Annotated in this window: 12 protein-coding genes; 8 read left to right on the top strand and 4 right to left on the bottom strand. The window is 48.4% G+C overall.

The genetic code is table 11. From position 1 onward, the window contains the following. Positions 1 to 36 precede the first annotated feature (36 nt). The gene (locus A8707_RS12320) at positions 37 to 1,668 is read right to left on the bottom strand and encodes an alpha-D-glucose phosphate-specific phosphoglucomutase (RefSeq protein WP_068817384.1); all 1,632 of its coding nucleotides are present in this window, start codon (positions 1,666 to 1,668) and stop codon (positions 37 to 39) included. A gap of 113 nt (positions 1,669 to 1,781) precedes the next feature. Continuing rightward, positions 1,782 to 2,063, bottom strand: a complete 282-nt coding sequence (locus A8707_RS12325) for an HU family DNA-binding protein (RefSeq protein ID WP_068817386.1) — start codon at positions 2,061 to 2,063, stop codon at positions 1,782 to 1,784. A gap of 165 nt (positions 2,064 to 2,228) precedes the next feature. Between A8707_RS12325 and A8707_RS12330 the strand changes: the two genes are divergently transcribed. From A8707_RS12330 to A8707_RS12345, 4 genes are all read left to right on the top strand, one after another. Next, positions 2,229 to 3,008 (top strand): 3'-5' exonuclease, encoded by a 780-nt coding sequence (locus tag A8707_RS12330; RefSeq protein WP_068817388.1) that lies wholly within the window; start codon positions 2,229 to 2,231, stop codon positions 3,006 to 3,008. 166 nt (positions 3,009 to 3,174) lie between these two features. Further along, positions 3,175 to 3,900 carry an SH3 domain-containing protein gene (locus tag A8707_RS12335; RefSeq protein WP_068817389.1) on the top strand — a complete coding sequence of 242 codons (726 nt, stop codon included), beginning with the start codon at positions 3,175 to 3,177 and terminating at the stop codon, positions 3,898 to 3,900. 170 nt (positions 3,901 to 4,070) lie between these two features. Beyond that, positions 4,071 to 4,304: a hypothetical protein gene (locus A8707_RS12340; protein WP_068817391.1), complete on the top strand. Its 234-nt coding sequence runs from the start codon at positions 4,071 to 4,073 to the stop codon at positions 4,302 to 4,304. Beyond that, the gene (locus A8707_RS12345; protein ID WP_068817393.1) at positions 4,297 to 4,665 is read left to right on the top strand and encodes a type II toxin-antitoxin system RelE family toxin; all 369 of its coding nucleotides are present in this window, start codon (positions 4,297 to 4,299) and stop codon (positions 4,663 to 4,665) included. Before A8707_RS12340 ends, A8707_RS12345 begins: the two co-directional genes overlap by 8 nt. A 66-nt stretch (positions 4,666 to 4,731) precedes the next feature. On the opposite strand, the gene A8707_RS12350 is transcribed toward A8707_RS12345, so the two are convergent. Continuing rightward, complete coding sequence (locus tag A8707_RS12350) at positions 4,732 to 6,387, bottom strand: cryptochrome/photolyase family protein (protein WP_068817394.1); 1,656 nt, start codon at positions 6,385 to 6,387, stop codon at positions 4,732 to 4,734. A gap of 109 nt (positions 6,388 to 6,496) precedes the next feature. Between A8707_RS12350 and A8707_RS12355 the strand changes: the two genes are divergently transcribed. Then, the gene (locus A8707_RS12355) at positions 6,497 to 7,696 is read left to right on the top strand and encodes a DUF4336 domain-containing protein (protein WP_068817396.1); all 1,200 of its coding nucleotides are present in this window, start codon (positions 6,497 to 6,499) and stop codon (positions 7,694 to 7,696) included. A 96-nt stretch (positions 7,697 to 7,792) separates the two neighbouring features. On the opposite strand, the gene A8707_RS12360 is transcribed toward A8707_RS12355, so the two are convergent. Beyond that, positions 7,793 to 8,437, bottom strand: coding sequence for a hypothetical protein (locus A8707_RS12360; protein WP_068817398.1), 645 nt, complete (start codon positions 8,435 to 8,437; stop codon positions 7,793 to 7,795). 207 nt (positions 8,438 to 8,644) lie between these two features. On the opposite strand from A8707_RS12360, the gene A8707_RS12365 reads away from it, so the two are divergent. From A8707_RS12365 to A8707_RS12375, 3 genes are all read left to right on the top strand, one after another. Beyond that, a complete protein-coding gene (locus tag A8707_RS12365) occupies positions 8,645 to 9,334 on the top strand; it encodes a Uma2 family endonuclease (protein ID WP_068817400.1) in 690 nt (229 codons plus the stop codon). 79 nt (positions 9,335 to 9,413) lie between these two features. Then, positions 9,414 to 9,998 (top strand): LURP-one-related/scramblase family protein, encoded by a 585-nt coding sequence (locus A8707_RS12370; RefSeq protein WP_068817402.1) that lies wholly within the window; start codon positions 9,414 to 9,416, stop codon positions 9,996 to 9,998. A gap of 123 nt (positions 9,999 to 10,121) precedes the next feature. Then, a complete protein-coding gene (locus tag A8707_RS12375; RefSeq protein WP_068817441.1) occupies positions 10,122 to 11,798 on the top strand; it encodes an NAD(P)H-quinone oxidoreductase subunit 4 in 1,677 nt (558 codons plus the stop codon). Positions 11,799 to 12,034: the final 236 nt, after the last annotated feature.

Raw genomic sequence — 12,034 nt, forward strand, 5'->3', positions numbered from 1 at the left:
GTTCATACCATCCATTGTAAGGATTAACGGTTAAATCTATGTGATAACGGTCGGTTTTTCCATTCCGGTGAGAGTGCGAATTTGAGCGACTTGCTCGGCGATCGCGATTAAATCCGCTAATGCCTCTTGCGGGTCGAGATGATGTTTAGTTGGGTCGGCTTCATATTGCTCAAGATAAACGCGAAGAGTTGCGCCTTGAGTTCCCGTACCTGATAGACGAAACACAATGCGAGACCCATCGGTAAATCCAATCCGAACGCCTTGATTGTTGCTAACGCTGCCGTCGATCGGATCGGTATAGCTAAAATCATCGCTGTATTCAACTTCGCGAACGCCAAACTTTCTGCCTTTGAGAGTCGGAAGTTGAGCGTGAAGATTAGTCATCAGCGTGTTTGCCCGATCGCTCTCGACTCCTTCATAGTCATAGCGAGAATAATAGTTGCGCCCATAGGTTTGCCAGTGGTCGTGCATCAATTCCTCAACGGATTGCTGCTTCACCGCTAAGATGTTGAGCCAAAACAACACCGCCCACAATCCATCTTTTTCACGAATGTGGTTTGAGCTAGTTCCAAAACTTTCTTCACCGCAAATCGTCACTCGATCAGCATCCAATAAATTACCAAAGAATTTCCATCCGGTTGGCGTTTCAAAACAGGGAATGCCTAACTTCTCAGCGACTCGATCGGCAGCTTGGCTCGTAGGCATCGATCGAGCAATTCCCTTTAATCCCGATCGATAACCCGGAACTAGCGTCGCATTCGCTGCCAACACCGCCAAACTATCGCTGGGGTTGACAAAGAACTTTCGTCCTAAAATCATGTTGCGATCGCCATCTCCATCAGAGGCAGCCCCAAAATCAGGCGCATTCTCAGCAAACAGAATGGCAACCAAATCGTGAGCGTACACCAGATTTGGATCGGGGTGTCCGCCGCCAAAATCTTCTAACGGAGTGCCATTTTGCACCGTTCCGGCAGGGGCACCTAATCGCTGCTCAAAAATCGCATGGGCATAAGGTCCTGTCACCGCGTGCATTGAGTCCATGCACATCCGAAACGATCCGGTTAAGAGTTGGTGAATCTGCTCGAAATCAAATAACGACTCCATCAGCTTGGCGTAATCGGTCACTGAGTTAATCACCTCGACCACCATCTCACCAATCCGCGACTCTCCTAACGTATCTAAATCGACATCAGGCGCAGTCACAATTTTGTACTGCTCGATCGTTTTACTGTGGGCAAAGATTGCCTCTGTGACTTTTTCGGGTGCAGGTCCGCCGTTACTAATGTTATATTTCACCCCAAAATCGCCATCCGGTCCACCAGGGTTGTGACTTGCTGATAGAATAATGCCCCCGATCGCCCCCGTCTGCCGAATCACACACGACGTTGCCGGAGTCGATAAAATGCCGCTCTGACCAACTTTCACCCGCCCAACGCCATTTGCCGCCGCCATTTTGAGAATAATTTGAATCGCCTGACGATTATAGTAGCGCCCATCTCCACCGAGAACGAGCGTCTGCCCCTGATAATTTTCAAGACTGTCAAACGTGGACTGAATAAAGTTTTCGAGATAGTGGGGCTGCTGAAAGACAGTCACGCGCTTTCTCAATCCTGAGGTTCCCGGTTTTTGGTCTGAGAAGGGTTGAGTCGCAACGGTTTCAATATTCATTGATAGACCTCGTACCGAAGTTTAAGCGGGCTTTTCTTTGATAGCTTACTTCGTTTAGCTACAGGTTTCAGAGGTCAGAACCGAGTCTTCATCTGAAACCTGAACCCTAAAATCTATTTGTCAGGAGCGACCCGATCTTTGAAGGATTTGCCCGCAGAGAAGGCAGGAACGCGAGTTGCTGGGATTTGCATCGTCTCACCCGTTTTAGGGTTACGACCTTCGCGAGCTTGACGATCTCTGACTTCAAACGAGCCAAAGCCCACCAGAGTGACTTTATCGCCACTGGCAACCGCTTCTAAAATCGAGTCGATCGTCGCCGTCAAAATAGCATCGGCTTCTTTCTTAGTGACGGAGGCTTTAGCCGCGATCGCGTCAACGAGTTCACCTTTGTTCATAGAAATTTCCTCTCAAGACAACCGCCGCCATTGTAGTGCAGGGTTTCAGACGGGGCAAGTGTACTAAACTAAAAGTTGCGATTTCTGATCGTCTTCAAACCCAAGAATGTAACGGGTAGCACTCAGAATCGATATCATTGTTCTGTATCGTTGAGTCACTGTGCTGTGCTGTCTATCGATCTCTTGACCCATTATCGCCGCCTGAGTCAGCAAGCGTTTACGATCGTAGACGTTGAGACGACAGGCTATCAGCCTCCTGAGAATCGAGTCATTGAGATCTCGGCGTTAAAAGCCAGCCTTCGAGACGGCATTCAGCATCAGCAAACGCATCTGATCAATCCTGACGTTTTGATTCCCCAAAAAATCGTTCGATTTACGGGCATTTCTCAAAGCATGATCGAGACGGCTCTGACTCCGGCTGATGTCTGGAAAGACTATTTACCGTTGCTTAACACAGGCGTTTTGACCGGGCACAATCTTGAGTTTGATTACGCCTTCATCCGATTTGAGTATGAGCAGTTGCACATTCCGTTTTCTCGCCCTGCCAGTGAGCAACTCTGCACGGTGGCGCTGTCTCGATTGATGTTGCCCGATTTGCCCTCTCGAAGCTTGCCCGATTTAGTGAGATATTTTGGGTTTCAGGTGGGTCGATCGCATCGTGCCGCCGCCGACACGCTCGCCTGTTGGCTTTTGGCAGAACATTTACTCAAAGAGATTCAAAATGAGGACGATCGGGCATTGTTGGCGAGATTTGCTCAAGAGTGGTTGCCGTTGAGAAAAGCGGCTGAGTTGCTCAATTGCTCGACCAAGATGGCTCAAGCCCGATTTGCCAGTGCCGAACTTGAGCCGCGCGTGTCTCGCCGCAGTGGGGTGTCGATGTATCGACGAGGCGCGATCGAGCAACTGATCACCCAAGATTCGGAAGAACAGCTATCGTTCTTCTAAAAGCGATTTCAGTCTGGTGAGGGTTTCGATCGTCTGTCATTCCTTCTTTTGTGAAGCTAACAGAAGAGCTAGGCAGGCAACGTAGAACTTTACGTGTTTCTGAATTTTCTAGAAAAATTCGTCACAATATTAGATGCTTGTCCTCCGTACATTCATTTAAAGATCTATGGAATACGTCTATATCCTGCAAGAAATTGATTTTGATGGCACACCAACAGGGCATTACAAGATTGGCAAAACCAAGGCAGGAACTGAAGCACGAAAACGTCAATATCAAGCGGGTAATCCTCGTTTCTTAGATCCATTTCACACTGTTGAAGTTACTAATTCGCAGACCGTAGAGACAGATCTGCATCATCGATTTAACTCCTATCGATTGAAAGGATATGGCGGCGGCGATGAATGGTTCAATTTTCACAGTGTAGACATGGAGAAAGTCGTCTCGATTATGAACGAGTACAACGAAACCCCAGCTTATGTTCCTCCCGAACCTGTCTACTATCAGCAGAGTTACTCCTCGCCTGATTTTGAATTATCTGGTTTACTGACTAACCCAATCCTAGGTTTTGTACTTCTTTTAGTATTCTTATTAGTAGTAGTAGGTGGTAGTTTAAAGCCTGTTAATTTAGGCAACCAACCAAGTGGTAAAGAGAAAGCTCGGTGGAGTCAGCGTTCCTGTATTAATCCTAATGGTTGTAGCGGGACAATTGATGCAAGTTCCACGGGTTATAAAGCCGCTAACGTGCGGGCTGCCCCCGATAAGAACAGCAAGTTAATTACCACTTTGAATAATGGGCAAAAAGTTACGGTTTTTGAAGAATCAAATGGTTGGATCAAAGTCGAGCTAGATAGTGGTATTAAAGGTTGGGTAGCAAACAATCTCGTTAGATAGTAGATAGAAGAACAAGCCAGCACAAGCAAATGACCGAGCGATCGCCCAATTTCTTCATAGAATTTACCAAATCCACTAGACTTTTGAACTGCTGCCCGATCGAGCCACCCACGACCCCACGAGCAACTGCCAGAATGGGCGAAAGAACCCTTAAAAATGGAGGATTCACTATGACTTCACAGCTTCAACAAGTCATTCATCTTGCTCAATCACTGTCTTTGGAGGAGCAGCTTGAACTACTAAAAACGTTATCTGCAATGATTCAGCAGCCCCATTCTTCCGATCAAACTACAACAGCAGACACAGAGTTTTCAGCAGAAAGCTTTCGCCAATCTTGGCAGCAAGCTGTGACTGGGCAAACCTTACCACTCTCCCAACTGTGGGAGGGAATCGACATTGACTGATTTACCCATCGTTGAGATTCGCCTCACGCCTGAATTTCAGCGTAAACTGAAAAATCTTGCAAAGAAATATCGCCAGGTTCCCACCGATCTTCAGCCTGTTCTTAAGCAGTTACAACACGGAGAGTTTCTAGGAGATCAAATCCCTGGCATTGGCTTCACGACAATGAAAGTGCGGATTAGAAACAGTGATACCCAAAAGGGTAAAAGTGGTGGCTATCGTCTGATCTATTGGATCTCATCCACTGAGTTAATCGTTTTGCTAGATATCTACTCAAAGTCTGACCAAGGAGATATTGAAGTAGATGAGATTCGGCAAATCATCAAAGGATTTAACATAACTTCTGAATCGACAGATCCTTAGAATTTTCTTCGCATATGGTTCTTAAACTGATTGTGAACTGCTGCCCGATCGAGCCTTGCCCTCACATCACAACTCCAGCAAGCTTAACTGAATGCCTGCTTTTGGGTCTAGCGGCTGCACTTTAACTCGTGGAGAAGACTTGTGAGGAGTAATCTCAAGATTGGCGACAAACCAAGTGCGGAGATCTCTAGCTTGTTCTGAAGTCAAGCTATCCAGGTCGATCGCTGATGGAAATAAGTCTCGATCGTCCTGTTCTGCCCAACTAATCTCACTCGCGAATCGCTCAGAGCCAAACGGCACGAGAGACTTAGGAAGGCGCGCCAACTGGGACAACACATTTTCTTGCTTGAGAAATCCTTGACGCTGATGTTGCAGTTGCTGCACTCGCTGATGCCGTGCCGCTTTGTAGTTCAAAATTGGGGTCGGATATCCCTTGATGCGAGGAGGCAACCCCAACGCTGCCGCAGGGAGGTGAGCCAGTTCGGGCACCCAGCGTTTAATGAAGGTGCCGTCAGGGTCGCAGCGATCGACCGCCGTTTGTTCTGGGTTATAAATGCGAGTCCAGCTTTTGTTGGCGCAGTGAGTCACCCCGGCTTGCATCGCCCATTGATAGTGATCGATCGGGCAATCTCCGTCGATTAAATGTCGCATGAAGTGCAAGGCTCCATAGCGCCAGTCGATGCCTAAAAGATTGCTTAAAAAACTGGCATGAATCGCACGAGAGCGAAAGTTCATTTCTTTCCAGCCGCCTGTCGCGAGTAGACATCGGGCTGCGGCATCGACGATCGGAAATCCCGTTTCGCCAGTTTGCCACGCTTGATAGAGTTCTTCGTTAAACTGCCAGCCTTCGTCATCAAAGATGGTGTAGAGCGATCGCAGTTCTAATTGCGGCAGATAGCGAAATCGTTGCGTGAATCCGCTGCCCCAGCGCAGGCGACTGATCAGTTGTTTCGCACTGCGCTGAATTCGACGATCGTCAGAAGCCTTTAAAGGTCGCACTGCCTGATAGCATTCTCGCGGAGAAATCACGCCAAATTTGAGATAAGGACTCAACCCCGTCGTCGCATCTCCACTCGGATAGGACAGTTGCCAATAGTAGCGATCGACCTTTTCGGTCAGAAATTCTTGCAGCAAATCACGAGCCGCTTGAGTGCCACCGGGCGGAATCGGTTTTTTGTCGGGCAACAATCCTAAATCGGTGAGGGTCGGCAACGGTTCGCCCAGCACATCGTCGGGGGTTTGAATGCGGCTCGGAGTCGGCACCATTTCGGCACTCATCTCAGTAAACCAGTGCTTGCGATAGTGCGTATAAGGAACGAGATCATTCAGTCCCGCGATCGGCTCGAACCAGCGAATCTTAAGATCCTGTTCGGCTAAGACTCGATTTAGCCGCGCATCTCTGACGCGTCCATAAATCCGCTCGTAGTCAAGGGAGGCATAAATGCCGTCTGCCTGAGTCTCGCGAATCAGTTGAGGCAGCACCTCGATCGGATCGCCAAATCGCAAAATCAGTCGTCCGCCTCGTTGACGAAGCTCTTGATCGAGCGAATTCAGACTCGCCAACATGAATGCGACTCGCGCTGAACTGGTTTCGGGGTGATGCAAGAGAGCACGATCAAACACAAATACTGGAATCACTGCACCGCGAGACACGGCTCGATATAAAGGCGCATGATCCGCAATGCGTAAATCCCGGCGAAACCAAACGATCGTGCGGTTCATAAACTCCGATTCATCCGTACTTCTCTATTATCGATCTTCTAGATCGAAATCAGGCGCTAGACTTCCTTAAGAGCTTGATAGGATGAGATCAGGCAAAGCGGAGCGGGTTATGAAGCGTGTCACAGACCAGACAGAACCAGAACGCCCAGATCATCCTGATGATTGGTCATGGCGGTTTTGGCAAGTGGTGCCGCTCTATCCCTACGGCAAGCGGCGAACGCTTCGCAAAGAAGTTGTTAAAGACACGATCTGGACGTTTGATCAGATTCAAGGGATCTTTTATGTGGTTGTGCCGATTCGGATGACGGTGGTGAAACTTGAAGCGGGAGGCTTGTTGGTGTATGCCCCGATCGCGCCCACTCCACAATGTATTCGGCTTGTCAGAGAATTGGTAGCAGACCACGGAGACGTAAAATACATTATTCTGCCGACCTCATCGGGGTTAGAACACAAAGTCTTTGTCGGACCGTTTGCTCGACAGTTTCCCAACGCCCAAATCTTCGTCGCCCCGCATCAGTGGAGCTTTCCGGTCAACCTGCCGCTAAGTTGGTTGGGGTTTCCAGCAAAGCGGACTCAAACTCTGCCAGACGACAGCCGCAACGCCCCTTTTTGCGATGACTTTGACTACGAGATTCTAGACATCGATTTGGGGGCGGGTTCGTTTGGTGAGGTAGCATTTTTCCATCGACGATCGCGCACGCTGCTCGTCACTGATTCCGTCCTGGCGGTTCCAGAAGATCCGCCAGACATTGTTCAGCTTGACACCTATTCACTCCTCTTTCACGCCAAAGATCACGCCTCCGATCGGGTCGAAGATACTCCGTCTAATCGTCGCAAAGGCTGGTGGCGAATGGCTTTGTTTGCGTTTTATTTCCGCCCCAGCGCATTAGAACCTCTCGGACTCGGAGAAATCTTGCGCGATGCTTCTAAAGCCTCCGATCGCTCCAAAAAAGCCTATTTTGGGCTGTTTCCATTCAAATGGCGAGAAAACTGGCAGCGATCATTTCAATCTCTGCGAGGAAACGGGAGACTATTTGTGGCTCCGATTCTGCAAACCATTATTCTCAACCGATCGCCAGAACAGACGTTAGAGTGGGCAGATCAGGTATCAAAATGGGACTTTGAGCGGATTATTCCGTGTCACTTAGAGTCTCCGATCTCGGCAACGCCTCAACAGTTTCGTCAAGCTTTCACGTTTTTAGACGATCAGGCGGCGGGAATGCTGCCGGAAGAAGACTTTAAGTTTCTCTGGCAGATCGAAGAACGACTCAACCGATCGGGGGTCACACCACCTAGAGGAAAGGTGTAGAGATTTGCAGCATAACAACCAAGCGACAACCTTCACAACTCAACTAAACCAAATCGAGGCGTTCTGGAGCAGCGGCTAGCCAAAGCAACATGGTCATCACTGCTGGAACCGCTCAAGCTCGTTTAGCAGGCTCTTGAAAGTAGGTTTGAGTGTAGAAAGTCCGACCAACTTAAAGTCATCGAAACCCTGCATAAGCTCTTTGGTCTCTTGATTTTCTGGGTCTTTGCTCAACTCAATGATACCTAGAGCACGATGAATACCGAATCCGATCTCAACAAGTTCAGCCGCCTCGTCAGATACCCACTTGCACTCCCGTACGTATTCTTGTGCTATGAAGTTAGTTGATGTGATCTGGTCATGGGATTGAAAGGTGTCCGCAAATAGTCCATGTACGACTCTGTTTCGTCGCCCGTTAAAATCTGAAAGACGCTCACAGAAGGATGAATTAAAGCAGTTAGAGCTTTTCAATTGACTTTTGATTTTTCCAAGTGTTTGACGCATTCGTGATGAGTCATTGGAAAGGAAGTCCTCCACTGAAAACTGCAATCCATCGACGTTTAAGACTAAACAAATGGCATTAAATGTCCGCTCGACATATTGGCAAGCTATTACTGCGTCCGCCGTCACAATACGAACATACTCGCGGAAAGCCGATTCGCGAAGATCTTCAGGAATATCCGAATTAGTGGGCATTTTGTGTTTACCTCCCTTATTGGTCGGAGTTGCCTGAAGAGAAACCATCTATGGAACCTAAACACCCACGCTACTAGACTCCTTGATTGCTTTAGTTGAAGGCGAAGCACTAGAAGCATAGCTTAATTTTGGGGGAGTCGAAACCAAGAAATCAACTCCAAGCGTGTGTTGATCATCCACACTGTTCTAACAGCTTCGATTAAAATCTAACCAGAAATCTAGAAGATAATAAATTATCGGGTTTGGTTACTGCCCATGACTGGACAACTTCTCAACGATGAAGAAGTCGTCACTGAGCTGGACATCAGCCATCTGGTCATTGAGGACGATACTCCTGTAGACAATTTTCAATCAGAAAAGCAACAGCGGCTACTGGTCGAACCACTCTATAGCTCGTGGTCATCGGATGTCTCTTTTATCGCAGCCACAAATGTGGGCGTGTTCTATGGAACTAAACAAGACCCGATCGTCCCAGATGCCTTTTTGAGCCTGAATGTTACAATGCCTGCTGACTGGAGCCAAAAGCAAAACCGCTCCTATTTCGTTTGGGAATTTGGTAAAGTGCCAGAAGTTTGCATTGAGATTGTTTCTAATCGCAAAGGCAACGAGTTGGACTCGAAAAAAGACGATTACGCTCGAATTGGCATTGCCTACTATGTGGTTTTCGATCCTTTGCAGCAGCTTCAGCGAGAAGGCCAACTGAATGGCAAACTGCTACAAGTTTGGGTGCCAACAGCAGGTCAATATGTAGAGATGCCGGAACCCTTCTTGCTGCAAACGAGCGGACTGGGTTTAACCGTCTGGGAAGGAACGTTCGGGGAGCAAGCATTTACCTGGCTACGCTGGTGTGGTCTCAATGGTCGGGTCATCCCTACTGGTGCAGAACGGGCAGACCGACTGGCTGAACGGCTGAGATCGCTAGGCATTGACCCAAACGAAATCTAATATAAATCTAACAATCTTAGATTTTTTCTGAACTATGAGGGGATTAATAGTGGCATACATCTCCTTACTGTGACCGTTCATGCAATACCCGCTAGAACTCAAATTTAAGCTGTGGACACTGGCTCCGCAACTCTCAGTCACCGATGCTCAGGGCAATCTGGCTCTCTGCGTCCGTCAAAAACTTTGGAAGCTCAAAGAAGCGATCGACGTATTTTCCGACAGTGAGCGCACAAACCAGCTTTACAGCATCAAAGCCGATCGGATTATCGATTTCTCGGCTCGCTATAACTTCAGCGATCAGACAAACAAACCGTTAGGTGCCGTCAAACGTCAGGGACTGAGATCGCTCTGGAGATCTCACTACGACATCTTTGACGGCGAAACCGTGGTCTTCACCATTCAAGAAGAAAACCCCTGGATCAAAATCATGGATAGCCTGTTTGCAGAAATTCCGATCGTGGGAATGCTTACGGGCTATGTGTTTAACCCCACTTATCTAGTCAGTCGCCCTGATGGAAGAACGGTGATGCACTTATCTAAACAGCCTGCCTTTTTGTCGAGAATCTTCTCCATTAAAAAAGTGGATGGAATGAGCGATCGAGAAGAGATTCAAACTGTGTTGAGCCTGTTGATGATGCTCTTGTTAGAGCGCAACCGTGGCTAAAAGTAGCCCGGTTTGACCTGTAACGATTTTGCAATACTAATGTGCGGTAAAGTTTGATGAGTAATTCTCTACAAAGTTTAATAAGATAGTTTTACTCACCGCTAAGTATTTCTGCTTACCATGATGCTAGCCGATCGCTTCCCCTGGCTGACCATAATTGTTTTGCTGCCGCTCGTCGCTTCGTTAGTCATTCCATTTTTGCCCGACAAAAACGTCAAGATCGTCCGCTGGTATGCTCTCGGCGTGGGCTTTGCTGACTTTGCTCTCATGTGCTACGCCTTTTGGAAGCACTACGATGCCAGCAATCCAGGGTTTCAACTCGTCGAAAACTACGCCTGGATACCCCAGTTAGGGTTAAGCTGGGCAGTCTCGATCGACGGGCTATCCCTTCCATTTGTGCTGTTAGCTGGATTCGTCACCACCCTAGCAATGTTTGGAGCGTGGCAGGTCGATGAGCGACCCAAACTCTTCTACTTTTTGATGTTGATGCTCTACGCGGCTCAGGTGGGCGTATTTGTCGCTCAAGATTTAGTGCTGCTGTTCATCTTATGGGAAGTCGAGTTGATTCCCGTCTACTTGCTGATCTGCATCTGGGGCGGACAGAAACGCCGCTATGCTGCAACTAAATTTTTGCTCTATACTGCCGCTGCGTCTATCTTCATCCTGGTAGCGGCACTAGGAATGGCATTCTACGGCGACAATATCACCTTCGATGTTGCCAAGTTGGGCATGAAAGATTATCCGATCGCGTTAGAACTCCTGCTGTATGCCGGACTGCTGATTTCGTTCGGAGTCAAACTTGCCGTCTTCCCGATGCACACCTGGCTCCCCGATGCCCACGGTGAAGCGTCGGCTCCCGTCTCGATGATTTTGGCGGGTGTGTTGCTCAAAATGGGCGGCTATGGGCTGATTCGGATCAATATGGGGCTGCTGCCTGATGCTCACGTTTACTTTGCGCCACTCCTCGCGATGTTAGGGGTCGTCAACATTATTTATGGGGCATTCAGCTCGTTTGCTCAGACGAATATGAAGCGACGACTTGCCTACTCGTCGATTTCTCACATGGGGTTTGTGCTGATTGGCATCGCCTCCTTTACTGACTTAGGCATCAGTGGAGCGATGTTGCAGATGATTTCTCACGGATTGATTGCGTCGGTGCTGTTCTTTTTGGCGGGTGTCACCTACGATCGCACTCACACAATGGCAATGAATGATATGGGCGGCATTGGTCAGGTGATGCCGAAAGTGTTTGCGCTATTTACGGCAGCTTCGATGGCATCATTGGCGCTTCCGGGCATGAGTGGGTTTGCGAGTGAAATCGCGGTGTTTGTGGGCTTGGCGACGAGTGAGGCATACAGTTCACTGTTTCGGGCAGTTACGGTGTTTTTGGCGGCGATCGGAGTTATTCTCACCCCAATTTATCTCCTCTCGATGCTGAGACAAGTCTTTTACGATTCGGGGGCGGCTCCTGACTGTGATGTGACCAGTGAAGGCTTGAAGGCTCTAGAAAATCAGGGCGCGGTTTGTTTTGGCACCAGTTGCGTTCTGCCTGCTGACGCAGACTTTAGCGATGCCAGACCTCGCGAAGTGTTTATTGCAGGATGCTTTCTGGTGCTGATTGTGGGCATTGGGTTTTATCCCAAAATGGCGACTCAGATGTATGACGCGAAGACGGTGGCGGTCAATGCTCAAGCGCGTCAGGCATATTCTCAACTAGCGCAAGCAAACCATCAGCTATTTGCTCAAAAGTTCTTGACTCCTCAATCCGAAGTGTCGCCCGTTCTAGGAATTCTCAAATAGTCCAAACGGCAAAGTTGCCATTATTCGTAGAGACGTTTCGGTGAAACGTCTCTTTATGTTTGGAGTCTATTGATTTCGCTTTGTCGCAAATACACGAACAGATCGTTCTTCTACTGATGCTCGATCGTCACACTACTTTTGTGGACTTCTCCATAATAGGTATGAACCAATAGAGGAGGCAATGACAACACTCGCCTCAATAGATTACTACTCAATACCGTTCTACAAATTGCTTA

The sequence above is a fragment of the Phormidesmis priestleyi BC1401 genome, from assembly GCF_001650195.1.
In the GTDB taxonomy this organism is placed as follows: Bacteria; Cyanobacteriota; Cyanobacteriia; order Leptolyngbyales; family Leptolyngbyaceae; genus Phormidesmis_A; species Phormidesmis_A priestleyi_B.